This is a genomic window from Paraclostridium bifermentans, assembly GCF_019916025.1.
GTDB classification, from domain to species: domain Bacteria; phylum Bacillota; class Clostridia; order Peptostreptococcales; family Peptostreptococcaceae; genus Paraclostridium; species Paraclostridium bifermentans.
The window spans coordinates 771838-791811 of sequence record NZ_CP079737.1 but is presented as its reverse complement, the minus strand read 5'-3'; the positions used below and the strand labels follow the sequence as shown (position 1 = coordinate 791811).

The following is a 19974-nucleotide window of genomic DNA, read 5'->3' as shown; positions in this document are numbered from 1 at the left end:
TTATGAATCGTAAAAAAGACTGCCCCAAAGTAAAATCTGCAACTAAGTATTAAACTTATACAAATTTACTGTAAGACAGTCTATATATTCTTATTTAGTTTATGTAAAAAATATTATCCTCTTATTTCTGCAGCTGTAACTATCTTATGATTTCTAAATACATAACTTCCTGCAAATCCTATAATAGAACTTATTACAGCACATATAGCCATACATATTATAACTTCTTTAGCTGGGTTAAATGCAAACATAACTGGAAGTCCAGCAGATGGTGCAGCTGTACCTGGTGCATTATTTACAAGCCCCATAGCTGAAACTACTACTCCTCCAAGCGCCCCACTTATAAAGTTTGTTACATATATAGGTATTGGATTTGCTGATATTATATCTGCTTGTGTTAATGGTTCAATTACAACAGATATAGTGTCTCTTGTATCTCCAAATTTTAATTTCTTAAATAATATAAAGTTTGCAAAAGATGTTGCTGATATAGGTAGTGATGCTATAGCCATAGGTACTCCTGTTAAACCTAGCATAGCTGTAAGTGCCATAGAACTTAATGGAGATGTTGATATTAATGTGAAGAATCCTCCTATTATTAATCCCATTACTATTGGACTTGAATTTGTAGATCCTGCTATTACTTCTCCTATTGTTAATAATGTACTATTTACTACAGGTTCTAATGACACACCTATTAATCTAGTTATTGGTGCCATTACAATTACCATGACTAATAAATCAAGTCCTGGAGGAACTTTTTCTTCTAAATACTTAACTGCAAATGACATTAAATATCCAGCTATAAATCCTGGTAGTATTCCTAATCCTGAACAAGTTATTCCTAGTAACATTGAATATACCGGAGAAACTCCTAATGCTAACATAACTAATGATGCTGCAACTAAACCTCCAAGTCCTCCATTTATTGATCCTAGTTCACTAAGAAATGGAATTCCAAGAGTATTTCCTAGTAATGAAAACTGTATAGCTTCCACTAAAAATGTAGCACACGCTGCACTAGCTAGTGCACCCATAGCCTTCATACCATGCGGCGCCTTGTAACTAAATACTGAGAACGCGGTCAGTACTGCTAATAATAATACTGTTCCTTTTATAACTTCCATTTTTAAAGCCCCCTCTTTTGTCCAAAAAATGTTAACCTTTTCCTATATTATAATCTAAAACCTAATCATCTTGCAATAATTTTCAAAATATTTCCATTATATATAATATTTTTTATACACATAAAAACAAACCAACTACTGCTAAAATGCGCTTAGTAGCTGGCTTGTAAAACTTCTTCTAAATTTAATTTTTCTTCTTCTAAATCTTGTTCAAATAGTTCTAATATTTGAGTCAATTCTTGTTTATATTGGTCTTGACCTAACTTATAATACGATAAATCTTCCATTAATTCCATCATATCTAGGTATACATTTTCTAATAGATAAAAGTATCCCTCGCTTATATCAATAAGATTCTTAAATGTAAGTAATTTTTTACTAACATCTTTTATATATTCTATATTGTATATATCTAAATCAATTATAGACTTTAGATATAATCTTAAAGTTTTTAAAATCTCTATAGAAATATCATCTAATTTTACATTTTCTTCATCAACATGCACTCTCTGTTTATATTCTTCAAAAACAAATTCCAAATTTGTATTAATTTCGACAAAAGGGTTTTTTATTAAATCTTTTATAATCAATAATTCTCTTATACATTTTTTATTAGTTAATGTCATGTCTAATATAAGCAAATTGTATGCATCTGCTAAAGGATCGTGTGCTTCTCCGTCAAACTCAACATTTGAATATTCAAGTAAATTCTTTAAAGATATATAATTTATACACCTAATTCCTTTATTTAAGTATTCTTTTTTTATGTCAATAAATAAATCTTTTATATTATTAACAAACCTTGGATGGTTATTTTTTTTAGAACTTCTTCGATCTGTATTTGCAAAACATGTTAAATCTAGATTTCCAAAAGTATAAATACCTTCTATTTCCGAAAACTCACCTAGCCATCTTTTAAAATCTCTCATTACCTCTTCATAAGTAGGCGCATCAGCAATTTCTTCATTGGTTATTTTAGTAAGTTCTTCTATGTGAGGATATATATCAATCTCGCTTACTGGTTTTATCAACGATTTAAAATTTGAAATATCCTTTGTAGCGATATCGTATTTTACAGCTCCAATAGCAATAATATCAGCATTATTTATATCTCTTCCATATTTAGAATTTGACATATTCATCTCAAAATCTATATATATTTTTTTCATCCCCTTCATCCTCTCTAAAGCATAAAACCTATACATTTTACCACTTAATTAAATTTATCATAATATAATTTTATAATACATTTTTATTAATATCAATCTAAAAGAAAAAGGATGTACTAAGTACACCCTACTCAAATCTTTCTAGGAAAGAATGTTTTTCTCCATCCTGTTGCCATCCTAAAACTGAATCAATATTTACATTTTCTGCAGCTTTAAAAATAGATTTTTCTACATCTTTGAAGTTATCGCCTAAGTTCTTAATAAGATCTTTTATTTCATATCTCTTATTACCTGTCTTTTTAGCCGCTACCATACAAGCACAATTTAAAGGCCATATACCACTATTTTGTATAAATCTAACTATATGTTCTTCTCTTATATAGTATAGAGGTCTTATTATTTCAATTCCATCAAAGTTTGTAGATTTTAACTTTGGAAGCATTGTTTTAAAGTTACCTGCGCATAATAAATTAAGCATTGTCGTTTCTATTACATCATCATAGTGATGTCCTAAAGCTAATTTATTACATCCTAACTCTTCTGCTTTAGAATATAATGCTCCTCTTCTCATTCTTGCACACATATAACAAGGATAATCTTTTGCTATTTCATCTGCAATTTCAAATATTTTCGAATCAAATAAATGTATCGGTATATCTAAGTATTCACAGTTATCTACTAATAATTGTCTTATATCTTTATGATATCCAGGATCCATAGCTATAAATTCAACGTCAAAGTTCACTTGACTATGTCTTTTTAACTCTTGGAACATCTTTGCCATAAGCAAACTATCTTTTCCTCCAGATATAGCTACTGCAATCTTGTCGCCTTCTTCAACTAAATTATATGCTCTTATAGCCTTTATAAACTTAGACCATAAGTTTTTTCTATATCTTTTTACAATACTTCTTTCGATATCTTTAAGTGGCTGTCTTTCATCAAAAGGAACTATAATTTCACAGCCTTTTCCTGCTAATTCGCTCATTCAATCACCTCATCTTTTTGTGAACATGCAACTTATTTTATCATAAAGGCCAATATTAGTTCAAGATATTCCTACCTTATATCTAATTATTTCCCAGAAAATCATTTGCTTTTATTATTATCTTCAAATTTCTACTTATTATATATTTTTTTTGATTTATAAATTTTGTGTAACTTTTTAGCTACATATGAATATTATGCTATTAGATACAGTTAATTTAACTGTTATTTAGATATAATTTTCAAAATACATCATTTGAACTGGAGGAATTTTGGTGAATACTAGAAATGTTAATAAAAATTGTGGCGATGCATTAGCTAGACCATATGTAAATGACCAAGTATTTGGCAAAATGTATAATTTGTCAAAAGCACTTCAATATGGGACTATATTTCCTGAATTAAATTTATGGGAATCTACTATGTACAATAAAGATTTATATAGATATATGAAAAAAATCAATGGAGGTAAAAGATAATGGCTACACGTGCTGATATGTTAACAGATATAGAAGAACTTTGTTTTGCATGTTTAGATATGAACTTATACCTAGACAATCATAATGAAGACGAAAGAGCATTAGCAACTTACAACAAACTATGTTCAGAGCTTGCTAAAGCTAGAATTAACTATGAAAAAAAATATGGACCATTAAATAACTTTGGATACTCTCCAAGTAAAAGTCCCTTTCAATGGGTAGAAGGTCCATGGCCTTGGGAAAATAAATTTTATGAAATGTAAATAGGGGGATAATTTTTATGTGGATATATCAAAAAACTTTACAACATCCTGTAAATCTTAAATCTAAGGATTTACAAATGGCTAAATACTTAATAACTCAATTTGGAGGACCTAATGGTGAATTAGGTGCTGCTTTAAGATATTTATCTCAAAGATTTACTATGCCTACAAGTAAGTCTAAGGGACTTTTAACTGATATTGGTACAGAAGAACTAGCTCATGTTGAAATGATTGCTAGTATGGTTTATCAACTTACTCAAGATGCAACTCCAGAAGAACTTAGAAAAGCTGGTCTTGGTGAAAACTACGCACAAAATGGATTTGGAATATTCCCTTCAGATGCTCATGGAGTTCCTTTTTCAGCATCTACAATAGCTGTTATGGGTAATCCCGTAACAGATTTGCATGAAGATATGGCAGCAGAACAAAAAGCTTTAGCAACTTATTATCAACTTACTAATTTAACTGATGATGTAGATATTAAAAATGTTCTTCGTTTCTTAGGTGAAAGAGAAATTATTCATTATCAAAGATTTGGAGAGGCTTTAATGGATGTATATGATTATCAAGAAAGTAAAAAAACATTTTAATAAAAATAAAGCAGGTTCTATTATTTAATAGAACCTGCTTTATTTTTATTAAACATTAGATAAAACTCTTATCTTCGTCTCTTCATCTAATATATTAAATACTTTCAAACTTTCATATTCTTCAACCATAGATGTCTGTAAATACTTATATAACACATCTAAAACTGCATATTGACCTTGGTTTCTAAAATATAACTGTAAATTAGATATATAAATCATATAACACTTATTCATTCTGATTTCTACATATTGTGAGTTACTTGATAACCTTGCATTTTCAAATAGCTCTTTTAACCTCATATATGCACATTCTGAATCTCTATTAGTTACACAGTTACTTAATCTTTCATCTAGAGCGTTCTCTATGTTTAAAACAGCATCTCTATCCATATAAAATTCTATATAGCAATTATTCTTACTGTATTTAAATTGGTAAAAATCAGTTATTAAGCACATGACTACACTCCTTCACTTAATACTATAATTATGATGACTTTATTAGTATTTTCAATTTACAATCATATTTATACACATAAAGTAAAAAAAAATAAAAAGCTTACGCTTTTTATTTTTATAAAACTCTTCTTGCATTTGTAAATTTAGAATTATAGTAACTATTGAACTGTGATATTACAACTTTTCCAGCTCCTGATGAAGCATGTATAAATTCATTATTTCCAATATATATACCAACATGGTTTACTACACCGTCTCCATCTGTATCAAAGAAAACTAGATCTCCTTTTTGAAGATTGCTTTTGCTAACAGATGTTCCATACTTACTTTGTTCTTTAGAAACTCTAGGAAGATTTACTCCTGCTCCATTTTTAAATGAATACATAGTAAATCCTGAACAATCAAAAGTATTTGGACCTTCAGCTCCCCATACATATGTCTTTCCTAATTGTTGTTTAGCAATATTTATAACTTTATCTGCACTAGACGATTGTCCTGGATTTTCTCCACCACCTGAGTTTATAGCGCCTAAATATTGAGATGATACATATCCTACTGTTCCATTATGATTTATTTTTGCCCATCCATTACTTTCTGATATTACTCCTACTTGCGTTCCTCTACTTAATGATCTTATAACTGAATAATTAGTTCCTGGACCTTGTCTAAAGTTTACACTGCTAGCAGTAACTTGTTTATTTTCTTTTACTGTATTATCTTCTTGTCCGCCACCTGAATTTATATCCCCTAAATATTGAGATGATATATATCCTATTGTTCCATTATAGCTTATTTTTGCCCATCCATTACTTTCTGATATTAATCCTACTTTCGTTCCTTTGCTTAAAGCTGTTATTACTGAGTAATTAGTTCCTGGTCCTTTTCTAAAGTTAACACTACTTCCTGTTACTTGTTTATTTTCTTTTACTGTATTATCTTCTTGTCCGCCGCCTGAATTTATATCTCCTAGGTATTGAGATGATATATATCCAACTGTTCCATTACAGTTTATTTTAGCCCATCCATTGCTTTCTGATATTAAGCCTACTTGTGTTCCTTTATTTAAACTTTTTATAACTGAATAACTTGTTCCCGGCCCTTGTCTAAAGTTTACGCTGTTTCCTGTAACTTGCTTATTCCCTTTTACAGTATTATCCTCTTCATTTCCTGTAGATCCTGATACATAATCACTATGTACAAATCCTTCTGTTCCATTGTACTTAATTTTTGTCCAAGAACCTACAGTTTCTATATATTCAACTTTATCTCCTGTGTTTAACTTTCCAATAGATGAGTAATTAGTCCCTGGCCCTTGTCTAAAGTTTACAGAATTCCCTTTTATAGTTCTATAATCAACACTTTTAGTTTGTTCATTCGTATTAGCAAACGATACCCCCGTAGAAGCTGGAATTATTATCGCCGCTGAAATTAATCCAGCTATCATGCTTTTTTTCTTCAAATTCATATATTTACTTTGCTCCTCTCCCTATAAATATTCGATAATTTCAATAATATATTTTTATACTATAGTTATTATTACAAAATTGTAACATTTTGTCTACATTTGTAACGACTTCCCAATTATTACCTAGTTATATGTCAATTCATTATATACGGATTTTTTACTTTTTTCTTTATACATATAATTTTTATAGTTTTCTTGAAGTTACTTCTTTTTATGTGCTAATATATTTAATAGGTTTTATTAAGGAGGTTTTAAATATGAAACTAATATTAGCAGAAAAACCCTCTGTTGCTAAAACAATAGCCTCATTTTTAGGTGCTAAAACTAAACGTGATGGATATTTTGAAGGAAATGGCTATATAGTTACTTATGCTGTAGGTCATTTAGTATCTTTGTATGATGTTAAAGATTACGATAAGTCTTATGCAGGATCTTGGAAAAGTGAAAACTTTCCTTTTATACCTGATAAATTTAGATTCAAAGTTGACGGGTCTAAATCTAAGCAATTTAATATAGTAAAATCGTTAATTCATAGAGACGATGTTGAAGAAATTATAAATGCTACAGATAATGACCGTGAAGGTGAACTGATAGCTTTTTTGATTTTTCTAACAGCTAAAAATAAAAAGCCTATAAAAAGAATACTAGTAAATGAATGGACTCCTGAAGATATTAAAAGAGGCCTTTCAACTTTAAAAACAGATGAACAGATGAGAAATCTACAAGCTGCAGGCTATACAAGACTAGTAACTGATTGGCTAATTGGAATTAATTTTACATCAATGACTACTTTAAAATACGGAAATGGAAAGCTATTAAATATTGGTAGAGTTATACTTCCAACTGTAAAGTTAGTTTACGATAGAGATATGGAAATAGCTAATTTTATTCCTAAAACATATTATGAAATAGAAGGAAACTTCAGTTGTACTAATGGTAAATATAAAGGTAAGTATATAAAAGGAAAAGAATCAAAATTCGATAGTATGGATGATGCTAACAAAGTAATCGATAGTATAACATCCCCTACTGGTATTGTTAAAGATAAGAAAGTTACAACATCTAAAGAGTATGCTCCTAAGTTATTTAGTTTAACATCTCTTCAAGGTTACATAACTTCTAAATACTCTAGCTTTACTTCTGATAAAGTATTGAAAGTGTGTCAGTCTTTATATGAAGGTAAGGGAAAAGGTGGATATATAACATATCCAAGAACTGATTCTATATACTTAGAAGAAAGCTTAGCTGGTAAGGCATCTCAAACTTTAGAAAAACTTAAAGTTGGACTTCCTTATGCAGATAAAATTAAATTTACTAAAAGTAAAAGAGTTTTTGATTCTTCAAAAGTTGATAGCCATAGTGCCATTATGCCAACTTACATAATTCCTAATAAGCTAACTCCTGATGAAGAAATTGTATATAATGCTATAAAAGATAGATTTGTAGCTAACTTCATGCCTCCTGCTGAATATGAAAACACTGAAATTCATACTTTCGTGGATGACCATAAATTTTTAACAAAAGGTAAAGTTCTTAAAGTTAAAGGATACTTAGAAGTATATAATAAAGAAGAAAAAGATGATTTACTGCCGTTTGTTAACAAAGATGAAGTTGTAGATGTTGTTAAAATGGATATATTAACAAAACAAACTACACCTCCTAAATCTTATACAGAAGATACGCTGCTTAAAGCTATGAAAAACTGCGGTAAAAATGTATCTGATGAGGATACAGCAGTTTTATCAGGTTACTCAATAGGTACTTCTGCTACTCGTGCTGAAGTTTTAAAGAAAATTTCAGAAGTGGGCTATGTAAATAAAAAAGGTAAATCTTATTATATTACTGATTTAGGTAAAAACTTAGTTGAAATATTCCCTTTAAAGGATTTACTAGATGTTGATTACACTGGTAAACTTGAAAAAAGCTTAAGTGATATTCAAAGAGGAGAGTTCACTAGAAGTGAGTACCTTACAAATATAATGAACTTCATAGTAAATGGAGTTGAGGCTATAAAAAATGATAGTAATAAAAATATTAGTACTGAAGTTTATAGCTATAATCCTAAAACCAAAAGATATTCTAAGGGAACTTTCTCTAATGATGGAGCAAAACAAGAAAGCTTTGGAAAATGTCCAGTCTGTCAAAATGACGTGGTTGAATGTTCTAAAGGTTATATTTGCACCAATTATAAAGAATGTAAATTTGGAATTTGGAATAGTGATAAATTCTTATTAGCTTTAAAGAAAAAACCTAATAAAACTATGGTAAAAAGTATTTTAAAAAGTGGCTCTGCTAAAGTTAAAGGTTTGACTAGCAAAAGTGGAAATAAATTTGATGCTATTTTAAAATATACTAAAAAAGATAATGGGTATTTCTCTTGGGATATGGAATTTGAGAACGATAAAGAAAAAGAAAAAGAGAAGTAAATTAACTCTGTTTATTGGCTTAGTATACAACATATGTATTTCCTTTACACGACGTACTTTGTACGGAAGTGTTTCGTCAATACATATGTTGTATACTTCGCTTATTCAGAAATAATTTACTTCTCTTTTTCTTTTACATGGATGAATTGTTAAGATTGTTGATTAATTTAATTAAGTTATCTTTAAAGTTTATATCATCTTCTTTTTGTCTTTTTTTAGGTCCTTTCATTCTGGAACCTGCATTTCTAGCTTTTTTAGATATGTGTCTTGTAAATAATAATTGATCAATATTTTCACTTGTATAAAGCTTACCATTTTGATTTATTGGATTACCTGATTTAGCTAAAACCATAGCCGCAAGTCCATAATCTTGAGTTACTACTATATCACCTTTCTTAACCTTGTTTACTAATGCAAAATCTACAGAGTCTGCCCCTTTAGATAAAATTATAGTTTCTATACCTTGCTTATTAAATATATGAGAAGTATCACACATTAGTATTACTTCTATTCCAAGTTTTTTCGCAACTTCTATAGTTATATCAACAACAGGGCATCCATCTGCATCTATTAAAATTTTCATATCATTCTCCTAATCATTTGACTTCACTTAATTATAAACTAAAATAATCGAAAAAAAAAAGACTGTTTCCGATACAGTCTTTTAAATGGGTGGGTATTAGGTTTAAAATACTATTTATGGGGGGATAGTATTTCATCTAAAGGTTATAAGGGTGTCATTGGGAGAATGAACACCCGCTTTAATATTTATGTCAATTCCTATTGTTTTCTAGTTGTTTTTTGTCTAATCTTGTTGTCTATGTATACATAGTACTACAGATTTTTACCAAATTCCATATTAAAAAAAATATTTTTTATAAAAATTTTATTTTATGACAAATTAAAATGAAACGTTAAACTTAAATTATAATTTTTTAATGCTGTTTAATTTTATTTACCTTTTTCACTCCATGTAATGCTATAAATATAAATCCTAACTTATATATAGTAGGAATTATTATTCTAAAATATATATATAATTTATGATTTATTATATCTAAAACCCTAGGCCCTATTCCCCATAATGCAGGATATCCTATCCAAATTATTGTAGTAAACAAAGCTAATAGTTTATATAATTTATATTCGTAACACCCTTGAAGACTAGCTATATTTTCTAAAGGTCCCCAAATTAGCCAGAAGTTTATAATAAAAAACACACAACTAATCAAAAGTGTAATACCATTTGTAAAGCCAGTTGTATTGTTTGAAGTTATAAAGCTAATTGCCATAATCAAATATACAAAAATTATACCTAATACAAGCTTCTTGTTTTTATGATCATAATACATTCCAATTGATCCTAATATATTAATTAGCATAGGAGTTATAATCAACCAATCTAAATATATAATTATCATGTAAAAACTCCTACTTGGATGTATGTTCATAAAAATAGCTTTAATGATATATAAAGATACTGAGATTAATAACGCATAAAAACTTAAATTATAAAATTTCTTAGGAACATAATCTATCTTTTTTCTCATAAATATTATCATAAGCATTCCTACTAACATAAGGAATATACATGCCCAATTTATCAATATAATTTCGTGCTTCATTTTAATATCCTTTCATTTTTACTTATAATCCTATCTTTACCAAATTAACAAAAAATAGACTGATTAAGTTTACTAAATATTTATAACCAGCCTATTTTTTCTATTTTATTATTATCCCCATTAGTTTAGCTAACTCTAAAGTTTGTGCAACCGAAAATGTAGCTCCACTTAGATCATTTAGTTTAACTTCACAACCGTCTATACTAGAAGTCGTAAAGTCAACCCCATTCAATTGAGTTCCACTAAATATAGAACTATTTAAATCTGAAGAATTTAATATTAGTTTATTATTTTGTACTTCTTGGAAAACTGCATTTTGAAAATCTGAATCTGTAATTAAAACTCCCTTAAATTTTGAAAATGAAAAATTAGAATATCTACCTAAACAATCTTTAAATTCAACATCTTTTAAAATCGCATCTTCAAACAACGTTCCGGTCAACTTGCAATTTACAAATTTAGTTCGATAAATACCACTATCATCAAAATTAATATTCGATAAATTACAATTTTCAAATATCACATCAGTTATATCAATTTTTCTAAAATCGCAACTTTCAAATTCCACATTTTTAAATATACAAGAATTCAAACTAAGCCTAACTTCATAAATACCTGATATTGTAGTATTTTCAATTATTTTATTTTCTAAGTATTCCTCTTCAAAAATTTCATCAATTACATTCGTTGGTATCCCCAAATTATTGCTTATTTTTGGCTCTTGTATTTTATTTTTCATATCTAAAACTCCTTTATATCTTTATATGACTTTTCTTTATTTTCTTTATGAGTTTCAGTTTCTTTTCCATATCCATAAACATTTCTATATCTATATATAAAAGTCACAGAAATTATCATAGATAAAACTTCTGCTATTGGTACTGCAAGCCATACTCCATTTACACCTAAAAATCTAGGTAAAATTAATATTCCTGATATTATAAATACAAATGTTCTTAAGAATGATACAGCTGCTGATATTTTCCCATTTGAAAATGCTGTAAACATAGCTGATGAGAAAATATTTATTCCCGTAAATAAAAAACTTAGTGAGAAAAGTGAAAAACCTTTATATCCTATATCAAACACACTAGTTCCTTTAGGCGAGAATATTCCTACTATATTTGGAGCAAATAATATTGCAATTATAAATAAAGTAACTGAACTCATTAATATAAATCTTATACTGTACTTAATTATTTTTTTAAGTTCTGATTTATTATCATTACCATAATTATAACTTATAATTGGCGCAACTCCAGAAGAAAATCCTATATATGCAGAATTTATTAAAAATTCTCCATATAAAACTATAGTTATAGCTGCTACTCCATCTGCTCCTAATAATTTCATCATTGCTAAATTAAATAACATAGTAGTTACTCCAGTTGAAAGATTTGTAACCATCTCTGAAGAACCATTAGAACACGCTTTTAATATTACCTTTAAATCAAATCTTGGTTTTACAAAATGAATAATAGATTTCTTTTTCATAAAATATATAGTTCCAAGTACTGCTGGTATTAAATTTCCCATACCAGTTGCAATAGCTGCTCCAGATATTCCCATATTCATTGGAACTATAAATATATAATCTAAAATCATATTAGTAAGACCACCAATTATAGTCAAAGTAAGCCCTACTTTTGGCTTTCCTGCTGTTATTGTTAGATATTGAAATAATAAGTTGACTATAAATGCTGGCGCAAATATAAGAAGCGCAGAAAAATAGTCTATACAATACTTATACAACTCATCTGTAGACCCTAATAAATTCAAAATTTTATTAGAAAATATAAATCCTATTAAAGATATTAAAATTCCTAAAATAAATCCTATCAATACAATTAAAGTAAAGTTTTCTTTAGCTTCTCTACTTTTATTTTCTCCTAATTTTTTAGCTATCACTGCACTTCCACCTGTAGCTAACATTACCGCAACAGCTATTACAATATTTAAAAACGGATATACTATGTTAACTGCTGACAATGCATCTGTATTTACAAATCTAGATACAAACACCCCATCTACAATCGTATATAAAGATATAAACACCAACATAACAATAGATGGTATAGTGAACTTTATAAGTGATGAAAATTTAAAACTTCTTGCTAATGAATTTTCCATATTAACCTCCTAAAAACTTTCTCTCATAATAATATAAAGTATGTAGCTACTCCACAGTCAAGTCGTATTTTAAAATTTTATTTGAAATTTTTTGTTTATTCTCAAATTTTAGGGGTATTGAAATTAAAGAGGTGACATTAATATGAATAATCTAGATAAAATATTTATTAAAGAATTTCTTTCAAAGCTTGATACTAATCCATTTGAGGTTAAGCTTTGGGATGGAGAAGAATTTTTAGTCGGAGAAGGAAACCCTTCTTTTAAAGTTTGTTTCAATAATCCACTAAGTAAAAAAGATTTACTTACTAGCACATCATTAACTCTAGGTGAAGCTTATATGCGTGGTGACATTACCATTGATGGAGACCTATTACTTACTCTCGATACTTTATTTGGTTGTCAAAAAGATCATTTCCACACTAACTTTGCTAAGCTTGGTAAAATATTTTCAAAAGCTGGTAATGAAAAGAAACAAAAATCTGAAGTTTGCTATCATTACAATCTAGGTAATAACTTTTACAGTCTTTGGTTAGACAAAACACTTAGCTACTCTTGCGCTTATTTCAAAAACGAAACTGATACACTTTATGAAGCTCAAATGAATAAAATACATCATATATTAAAGAAACTACAGTTATCTGAGGGCGAAACTCTACTTGATATAGGATGTGGATGGGGTTATCTTCTTATAGAAGCCGCAAAAAAATATAAAATAAAAGGTACTGGTATTACTTTAAGCGAAGAACAATACAAAAAATTCCAAGAAAGAATAAAAGAAGAAGGTCTTGAGGATTATTTAGAAGTTAAATTAATGGACTATAGAGATCTTGAACATTCTGGAATGTCTTTTGATAAAATAGTTAGTGTTGGAATGCTTGAACATGTAGGGCGTGAACATTATGATTTATACTTAAAAAATGTTAATAGCGTTTTAAAACCAAAAGGTCTTTTCTTATTACATTATATAAGCGGTCTTACAGAATCTCCTGGTGATGCATGGATAAAAAAATATATATTCCCTGGTGGAGTTATTCCTTCTTTACGCGAAATTATAGACATATTCCCTAAATACGATTTCTATACTTTAGATGTAGAAAGTTTAAGAAGACATTATACAAGAACTCTAATTGAGTGGTATAAAAACTTTGATAAAGAAAGAGATACTGTAAAAGGAATGTTTGGAGAAGAGTTTGTGAGAATGTGGGATTTATACCTTACTTCTTGTGCTGCTTGCTTCAATAATGGAGTAATAGACTTACATCAAATTTTAATAAGCAAAGGTGTTAACAACGATATTAAAATGACTAGAGCTTATATGTACGAAGATTAATTAAATTTAAAAATGAGTAAATTTCTTGTTATAATTTAAACCAATTGTGGTGGGAAATGTGTACATTTTTAAATATTACGTAAGAACATAAATATTTATATATTAATTACATATTAAAAAAGCTGTCTCAAGTATATAGCTTATGATAAAGTAATATTTTCATTTACTATTTATTTTGAGACAGCTTTTTATTTATATTTTTATAGTTCCATCTACTATATTAATTATTCTATCTGCTTTCTTAGCTATATTTATATCATGAGTTATAACTATTAATGTTTGTTTAAACTTTCTTATAGATTTCTTTAATAAATCCATTACTTCATCTGTTGTTTTACTGTCTAAGTTTCCTGTAGGCTCATCTGCAAGAATTATACTTGGCTTTGTTGATAATGCCCTTCCTATTGCAACCCTTTGTTGTTGTCCTCCTGATAATTGACTAGGCAGATGATTTTTTCTATCTTTAAGCCCTAAAACATCTATTAGTTCACTTATATATATTTCATCTATATCATCGTTACCTAACATTAGTGGAAGTTCTATATTTTCTTCTACATTTAGTACTGGAATTAAATTGTATTGTTGAAATACAAACCCAACTTCTTTTCTTCTATATTCTGCTAGTTCAATATCTTTTAGCTTACTAATATCTTTTCCATTTACTTTTATGCTTCCACTACTTATCTTCTCAAGCCCTCCTAGCAAGTGAAGAAGTGTACTTTTACCACTTCCACTAGGCCCTATTATTGCAACAAATTCTCCCTTTTCTATATTTATGTTAACATTATTTAATGCGTTTACTTTACTTTCTTTATTCCCATAAGTTTTTGATAAATTTATAGTTTCTAAAATTGACATATTAAATCCTCCCAATATCCTTATTCATTTATATTTATCATTTCAACTACACTTACTTTTTCTAATTTTTTAGCAGGTAAGTAAGTTGCAAGTACTCCAATTAATGCATTTATTACTATTATCGATATATAATCTATATATCTTATACTAAATTCAATCCCAAACTTTGACACTCCAAACGAGTCATATGTTGTTTTATTTAAAATTAAAGATACAAATATAATTATTAAACTAGATATTGCTGTATATATAATCCCTTCAAATATTATCATTTTTCTAAAGTCTTTATTATTAAGTCCTACTGCTCTTAACATTCCAAATTCATTAGTTCTATCTACTATGCTTTGGCTTATATTATTTACTACATTCACAACCGCAATTACAAATAGCACTACTACTATAGCGGCATTAAAAACTCTAGATTTTTCATACATTGCATCAGAATTTCTCTTTTCTTCAATTATATTTCTAGCCATAGCCCCTTTAACTTTTATAGTAGTTTTTAGTATTTCATCATAAACCTTTTTGTCATTTGCACCTTCTTTTAAATTTACATTTATAGCTTGGTAAGCTTTACTATTTGTTGCTTTAGAAAATGCACCTTCACTTACTATTACATCTATACACTCATCACTTGTGTATGTATCTTCTGCCATAAATGGATAGCTAACTACTGCTCCTACTTTAAATTCTTTTTCTATGTACTTACCATCAGTATCTTCTAATCTACATGCCTCTACAGACTTTTCTCCATCTTCTCTAAATTTAACTTTAACAGTATCACCTACCTTTAAATTTGCAACAGGCTTACCGTTATCAACCTTATTATAACTTACACCCCCATCAAATTTTTCTTCAGTAACCATAGGAACATAAACTACTGCCAAATCTTCTTTTTTCATTTTGTCAATATCTATGTTTCCTTCTACTAAATAATTATTTAATTCTTTCAAAGCTTGTTCATCATATCCTCTAAGATTTTGTTTTAATATCAACTCATCATTTATTTTGTCTTTTACAAGATATCCTTTAAAAAGGTTATTTCCTCTGATAGATTTATTTATAGAGTCAAAATAACCTTCATTAGCTATATCCCCTTTTTTTATAACCATTCTTCCATTCATTATTTGAGATTTTACTACTTCTTTCACACCTTCTACCTTTTCAATTTGTTTTATATCTTTTTTACTTAAACCATCTTTTTGATTTTCACTTCCATAGACATCTACTCTCATATCTGAATTGCTGTAATTGTCTCTATTTGATGTGAAATCATCTTCTTGAGACAAATGTAAACGATAGTTTGAGTTTATAAATAAAATTCCGCATATACTCATAGATAAAACTATCATTATAAATCGTTTTTTATTTCTTAATATGTTTTTAAAAGATATAGCTTTATATGTTTTCATATATTTACTTAAATCTTTAACACTTACCCTATTTCTTTTTATGCTATTTTCTTTTCTGTTACCTTTTATAGAGTCTATAATAGATAACTTATTTATCTTTCGATATGTAAAAAGTGATATTAAAAGTAATATTAAAACCATAAACAATATAGCTAGTATTATTTCAAATACGGGGTACACCATATGTGAATTTATAATTTTTCCATCTAAAGCTATACTTGTTTTTAATTCACTTGATTTTTTATAGGCTATCAAAGATGCTCCTAATCCTCCTAAAAGCCCTATAGGCATCCCTATAATACCTAAAGTCATTAATTCATTTAATATCAATTTAAATACCTTTGAATTTCTAGCTCCTATTGCCCTTAATACTCCATATTCTCTAAATCTTTTATATATAGATATATTAAAAATACTGTATATAACTATTCCGCATATTAAACTTATAACTAATACACTCAATATATTATCTAAACTAATATTGTTTGCATCATTTGAAATTGATATAAAATCTTCTTGAATCCCTATATTGTCTTTATTTATATTAGCTTTTTTTGCAAGTTCTAAAGAGTAATTTTGTATATCTATTTTCTCATTAAAAGCTACTCCAACTTCTAAATGTTCACTTCCCTTCTGAAGAGGTAAGTACATTTGCATTTTAGCTACTTGCTTTTCAGTAGGTCTATCTTTTATAATTCCTACTAACTTAAATTTCTCATCTTTTACATTTTTGTTTATATCTTCAATATTAAGCTTTATATTTTGATTTAATGTAGGCTGTATTCCTAAGTTTTTTAAAACCCATTCTTCAGCTACTATTTCATTTTTTTCTTTTGGGAGCCTTCCTTTTTCAAGCTTTGAATTTGATATTATATAATCATCATTACAATTTAACATTATTACAGATTGTTTTTCTTTATCTGTTGTAATTCCATGAAAATTAAAAGCACCTACATTTTCTACATCATTAGATTTTTCAATTTTTTCTAACTGATTGTAATCTAAGTCCTTGAATGTTGTATGATATATTCCCGTATTGTATTTCATTGTTTGTAGTTCATTCATTTTTTCTGTTTTTGTTAAAGTTAATACTCCAACTATCATACCTACTGATAAAATGATACTTAGTATAATTGCAAATGACCTAGCCTTATAGGCTTTCATATATCGAACTCCTAAGTTTAAATTTTTTTTCATAATTCTTCCCCTTTCTATTAAACTACTTTATCGCTACAAGAGAATTCTACATTAAATTTTTTATAAAAAGGACAATTTAGTTTCATTGTATAAACTTCTTTATTCAATTGTAATAATTACAACTTTTCGTAATAAATTCTTAATAATTTAATCTTGTGTTTATAGATTTAATGCATAAAACTCTATGTTATAATAACTTCTGAAGGAGTGATTTTATGGGTGAAAATATATTAATAGTTGATGATGATAGAGAAATAGTTGATGCTATTGAATTTTATCTAAAACCAGAGGGGTTTAATATTTTAAAAGCATATGATGGATTGGAAGCTATTGAGAATTTAATAGATAGTAATATAGATTTAGTTATTATGGATGTTATGATGCCAAATATGGACGGACTTAAGGCTACTCTTAAAATCAGAGAAAATAACAATATTCCTATAATACTTTTATCTGCAAAAGATCAAGATATGGATAAAATCTTAGGATTAAACATGGGTGCTGACGATTATATAACTAAACCATTTAATCCATTAGAACTTATAGCTCGTGTTAAGTCTCAACTCAGAAGATTTATAAACTTAAATACAATGGGTGAAAATACACATATTTCTAGTTGTGCTAATGCAATTTTAAGTAGTGGTGGGCTTTACCTTAATAAAGATACAAAAGTAGTTACTTTAGATGGGGAAAATATTAAGGTTACTCCTATTGAATTTAAAATTTTAGAATTTTTGCTTAAAAATAAAGGAATTGTTTTTTCTTCTAAAGATATTTATGAACATGTGTGGGCTGAAATAGCTTATAATTGTGAAAAAACTGTAGCTGTTCATATTAGAAGGATTAGAGAAAAGATAGAAATTAACTCAAAAGATCCTAAATATTTAAAGGTGGTGTGGGGAATTGGTTACAAAATCGAAAAAATTACTTATTAATAATCCACTTTTGAAGTTTTTATCGTTGTTTATACTTTCTATATCTTTATCAACATTATTTGAATCATACTTATATACTCATCGTATGAGGGAATTTGCATTGAGTCAAAAAAGTTTAGTTGCTTTTATGTTGGGAGCGACCTTAATTTCTTTAATAGTTTATTTAACTAATAGAAACTCTAATATTAAATTTCTATATTCATTAGTTAGGCTTATAAACATGTGGGCTCCCGTTGAAGCCTTAATAATTGTTATATGCTTTTTTAATTCTACTAGAAGTTATATTATACTTTATTCATTTAGGGCTTTTCCATTTGATGCAGTTATAAATGACGTGATAATTTTATGGAGCGTTTACATTACATTACTTAGTATTTATTATAGTAAAAATGATATAAAATCTAGATTTATAACTATTAAAATATTAGTCAGCTTTCTTTCTAAGAGTAATAAAAACACATTAAATAAAAAAATTTCATTTATATTTATTGCAACTGTATTGATTCAATTTACATTCAATTATATATCTATAATTTTATTTAGCTTTCGTTCACTAGATGCCTTGATTAAAGCTGCTCATCTAACTTTGCCTTGCTTAATATGCTATGCTTATATTTATAAAAAATTTGAAGAAAAAGTCGATTATATAGAATATATAGATAGAAATATTAAAGATATAGAAAAAGGTGATTTAGAACATGAACTTGATGTAATAGGTAATGATGAGTTAGCCTCTATTGCACAAAGTGTAAATAATATAAGCGATGGGTTAAACAAGGCTCTTGAAAGTCAATTAAAAGGAGAAAGAACAAAAACAGAACTTATAACAAATGTTAGTCATGACTTAAAAACTCCATTAACTTCAATTATCAGCTATATAGATATTTTGAAAAATAATGAACTAGATGAACAAACAACTAAAACTTATATAGATATACTAGATAAAAAAGCTGCTAAACTTAAAACCCTTGTCGAAGATATATTCGAAGCGTCTAAAATAAGTAGTGGTGATATAGAACTTCATTTTGAAAAAACAGATATAAAAGAACTTTTAATACAAAGTATTGTTGAGCTTGACGATAAGATTGAAGCTTCTAATCTTGATTTTATAATTGATACCCCTGACTTCCCTGTATTTAGTAATATAGATGGAAAAAGAATGTTTAGGGTATTTGATAACTTGATTACTAATATAACAAAATACTCTTTGCCAAATACAAGAGTATATATTGATGTTTATACGAATTACGGATATGTTTTTATATCTATGAAAAATATATCTAATCATAAATTAAACATATCACCTAATGAGCTACTTGAAAGATTTGTTCGTGGAGATGTTTCAAGAAACACAAATGGAAGTGGACTTGGGCTTTCAATTGCTAGAAATTTAGTTGAAATGCAAGATGGATCTCTTGATCTAGATATTGATGGTGATTTGTTTAAAGTTACTTTAAAGTTTGAATTACTAAATGATGGCGTTCAACTTGAAGAATGTAGCAATATATAAGTAAGGGTAGCATAA

At 27.8% G+C, this 19974-nt stretch carries 18 protein-coding genes; 7 read left to right on the top strand and 11 right to left on the bottom strand.

The features are described from left to right. Nucleotides 1-113 precede the first annotated feature (113 nt). From KXZ80_RS03835 to KXZ80_RS03825, 3 genes are all read right to left on the bottom strand, one after another. Nucleotides 114-1127, bottom strand: coding sequence for a PTS sugar transporter subunit IIC (locus KXZ80_RS03835; RefSeq protein WP_021432156.1), 1014 nt, complete (start codon nucleotides 1125-1127; stop codon nucleotides 114-116). A gap of 152 nt (nucleotides 1128-1279) precedes the next feature. After that, on the bottom strand, nucleotides 1280-2296 hold the full coding sequence (locus KXZ80_RS03830) for a 3'-5' exonuclease (RefSeq protein ID WP_038285042.1): 1017 nt from the start codon (nucleotides 2294-2296) through the stop codon (nucleotides 1280-1282). 127 nt (nucleotides 2297-2423) lie between these two features. Further along, entirely contained in the window at nucleotides 2424-3284 is an 861-nt protein-coding gene (locus tag KXZ80_RS03825) for a tRNA 2-thiocytidine biosynthesis TtcA family protein (RefSeq protein WP_021429844.1), read from the bottom strand. A gap of 274 nt (nucleotides 3285-3558) precedes the next feature. Between KXZ80_RS03825 and KXZ80_RS03820 the strand changes: the two genes are divergently transcribed. From KXZ80_RS03820 to KXZ80_RS03810, 3 genes are read left to right on the top strand one after another with little or no spacing between them, the layout of a single operon-like run. Next, nucleotides 3559-3762 carry a spore coat associated protein CotJA gene (locus KXZ80_RS03820; protein ID WP_021432154.1) on the top strand — a complete coding sequence of 68 codons (204 nt, stop codon included), beginning with the start codon at nucleotides 3559-3561 and terminating at the stop codon, nucleotides 3760-3762. Continuing rightward, nucleotides 3762-4025, top strand: a complete 264-nt coding sequence (locus KXZ80_RS03815; protein ID WP_021429956.1) for a spore coat protein CotJB — start codon at nucleotides 3762-3764, stop codon at nucleotides 4023-4025. Before KXZ80_RS03820 ends, KXZ80_RS03815 begins: the two co-directional genes overlap by 1 nt. Before the next feature lie 17 nt (nucleotides 4026-4042). Beyond that, nucleotides 4043-4615: a manganese catalase family protein gene (locus tag KXZ80_RS03810; RefSeq protein WP_021432153.1), complete on the top strand. Its 573-nt coding sequence runs from the start codon at nucleotides 4043-4045 to the stop codon at nucleotides 4613-4615. A 48-nt stretch (nucleotides 4616-4663) separates the two neighbouring features. On the opposite strand, the gene KXZ80_RS03805 is transcribed toward KXZ80_RS03810, so the two are convergent. Together KXZ80_RS03805 and KXZ80_RS03800 are read right to left on the bottom strand one after the other, a co-directional pair. Beyond that, nucleotides 4664-5071: a hypothetical protein gene (locus KXZ80_RS03805; protein ID WP_021432152.1), complete on the bottom strand. Its 408-nt coding sequence runs from the start codon at nucleotides 5069-5071 to the stop codon at nucleotides 4664-4666. A 115-nt stretch (nucleotides 5072-5186) separates the two neighbouring features. Then, nucleotides 5187-6536: a C40 family peptidase gene (locus tag KXZ80_RS03800; RefSeq protein WP_021432151.1), complete on the bottom strand. Its 1350-nt coding sequence runs from the start codon at nucleotides 6534-6536 to the stop codon at nucleotides 5187-5189. Between the two features lie 257 nt (nucleotides 6537-6793). On the opposite strand from KXZ80_RS03800, the gene KXZ80_RS03795 reads away from it, so the two are divergent. Then, nucleotides 6794-8962 (top strand): type IA DNA topoisomerase, encoded by a 2169-nt coding sequence (locus KXZ80_RS03795; protein ID WP_021432150.1) that lies wholly within the window; start codon nucleotides 6794-6796, stop codon nucleotides 8960-8962. A 133-nt stretch (nucleotides 8963-9095) separates the two neighbouring features. Here the strand turns inward: KXZ80_RS03795 and KXZ80_RS03790 are convergent, their stop codons facing one another. The 4 genes from KXZ80_RS03790 to KXZ80_RS03775 all read right to left on the bottom strand — a co-directional run bounded on the left by KXZ80_RS03790 (nucleotide 9096) and on the right by KXZ80_RS03775 (nucleotide 12717). Beyond that, entirely contained in the window at nucleotides 9096-9545 is a 450-nt protein-coding gene (locus KXZ80_RS03790; RefSeq protein ID WP_021432149.1) for a YaiI/YqxD family protein, read from the bottom strand. Nucleotides 9546-9897: 352 nt separating this feature from the next. Beyond that, entirely contained in the window at nucleotides 9898-10587 is a 690-nt protein-coding gene (locus KXZ80_RS03785) for a bacteriorhodopsin (protein ID WP_021432148.1), read from the bottom strand. A gap of 100 nt (nucleotides 10588-10687) precedes the next feature. Beyond that, entirely contained in the window at nucleotides 10688-11326 is a 639-nt protein-coding gene (locus KXZ80_RS03780) for a pentapeptide repeat-containing protein (RefSeq protein ID WP_021432147.1), read from the bottom strand. 2 nt (nucleotides 11327-11328) lie between these two features. After that, entirely contained in the window at nucleotides 11329-12717 is a 1389-nt protein-coding gene (locus KXZ80_RS03775) for an MATE family efflux transporter (RefSeq protein ID WP_021432146.1), read from the bottom strand. A gap of 142 nt (nucleotides 12718-12859) precedes the next feature. On the opposite strand from KXZ80_RS03775, the gene KXZ80_RS03770 reads away from it, so the two are divergent. Continuing rightward, nucleotides 12860-14047, top strand: a complete 1188-nt coding sequence (locus tag KXZ80_RS03770) for an SAM-dependent methyltransferase (RefSeq protein WP_021432145.1) — start codon at nucleotides 12860-12862, stop codon at nucleotides 14045-14047. A gap of 192 nt (nucleotides 14048-14239) precedes the next feature. Here KXZ80_RS03770 and KXZ80_RS03765 read toward each other — a convergent pair whose 3' ends face one another. Next, complete coding sequence (locus tag KXZ80_RS03765) at nucleotides 14240-14905, bottom strand: ABC transporter ATP-binding protein (protein WP_021432144.1); 666 nt, start codon at nucleotides 14903-14905, stop codon at nucleotides 14240-14242. A 20-nt stretch (nucleotides 14906-14925) separates the two neighbouring features. Then, nucleotides 14926-17514, bottom strand: a complete 2589-nt coding sequence (locus KXZ80_RS03760; RefSeq protein ID WP_021432143.1) for an ABC transporter permease — start codon at nucleotides 17512-17514, stop codon at nucleotides 14926-14928. Between the two features lie 215 nt (nucleotides 17515-17729). Here KXZ80_RS03760 and KXZ80_RS03755 point away from each other — a divergent pair, with 215 nt between their 5' ends. After that, on the top strand, nucleotides 17730-18449 hold the full coding sequence (locus KXZ80_RS03755; protein ID WP_021432142.1) for a response regulator transcription factor: 720 nt from the start codon (nucleotides 17730-17732) through the stop codon (nucleotides 18447-18449). Then, nucleotides 18418-19959, top strand: a complete 1542-nt coding sequence (locus tag KXZ80_RS03750; protein ID WP_052011300.1) for a HAMP domain-containing sensor histidine kinase — start codon at nucleotides 18418-18420, stop codon at nucleotides 19957-19959. The genes KXZ80_RS03755 and KXZ80_RS03750 overlap by 32 nt, the downstream gene beginning before the upstream one ends. Nucleotides 19960-19974 lie beyond the last annotated feature (15 nt).

What these genes read in the sequence shown, in the direction of transcription:
- KXZ80_RS03835 (WP_021432156.1), bottom strand. Translation starts at nt 1,127, where the DNA reads ATGGAAGTTATAAAAGGAACAGTATTATTATTAGCAGTACTGACCGCG.
- KXZ80_RS03830 (WP_038285042.1), bottom strand. Translation starts at nt 2,296, where the DNA reads ATGAAAAAAATATATATAGATTTTGAGATGAATATGTCAAATTCTAAA.
- KXZ80_RS03825 (WP_021429844.1), bottom strand. Translation starts at nt 3,284, where the DNA reads ATGAGCGAATTAGCAGGAAAAGGCTGTGAAATTATAGTTCCTTTTGAT.
- KXZ80_RS03815 (WP_021429956.1), top strand. Translation starts at nt 3,762, where the DNA reads ATGGCTACACGTGCTGATATGTTAACAGATATAGAAGAACTTTGTTTT.
- KXZ80_RS03810 (WP_021432153.1), top strand. Translation starts at nt 4,043, where the DNA reads ATGTGGATATATCAAAAAACTTTACAACATCCTGTAAATCTTAAATCT.
- KXZ80_RS03805 (WP_021432152.1), bottom strand. Translation starts at nt 5,071, where the DNA reads ATGTGCTTAATAACTGATTTTTACCAATTTAAATACAGTAAGAATAAT.
- KXZ80_RS03800 (WP_021432151.1), bottom strand. Translation starts at nt 6,536, where the DNA reads ATGAATTTGAAGAAAAAAAGCATGATAGCTGGATTAATTTCAGCGGCG.
- KXZ80_RS03795 (WP_021432150.1), top strand. Translation starts at nt 6,794, where the DNA reads ATGAAACTAATATTAGCAGAAAAACCCTCTGTTGCTAAAACAATAGCC.
- KXZ80_RS03790 (WP_021432149.1), bottom strand. Translation starts at nt 9,545, where the DNA reads ATGAAAATTTTAATAGATGCAGATGGATGCCCTGTTGTTGATATAACT.
- KXZ80_RS03785 (WP_021432148.1), bottom strand. Translation starts at nt 10,587, where the DNA reads ATGAAGCACGAAATTATATTGATAAATTGGGCATGTATATTCCTTATG.
- KXZ80_RS03780 (WP_021432147.1), bottom strand. Translation starts at nt 11,326, where the DNA reads ATGAAAAATAAAATACAAGAGCCAAAAATAAGCAATAATTTGGGGATA.
- KXZ80_RS03775 (WP_021432146.1), bottom strand. Translation starts at nt 12,717, where the DNA reads ATGGAAAATTCATTAGCAAGAAGTTTTAAATTTTCATCACTTATAAAG.
- KXZ80_RS03770 (WP_021432145.1), top strand. Translation starts at nt 12,860, where the DNA reads ATGAATAATCTAGATAAAATATTTATTAAAGAATTTCTTTCAAAGCTT.
- KXZ80_RS03765 (WP_021432144.1), bottom strand. Translation starts at nt 14,905, where the DNA reads ATGTCAATTTTAGAAACTATAAATTTATCAAAAACTTATGGGAATAAA.
- KXZ80_RS03760 (WP_021432143.1), bottom strand. Translation starts at nt 17,514, where the DNA reads ATGAAAAAAAATTTAAACTTAGGAGTTCGATATATGAAAGCCTATAAG.
- KXZ80_RS03755 (WP_021432142.1), top strand. Translation starts at nt 17,730, where the DNA reads ATGGGTGAAAATATATTAATAGTTGATGATGATAGAGAAATAGTTGAT.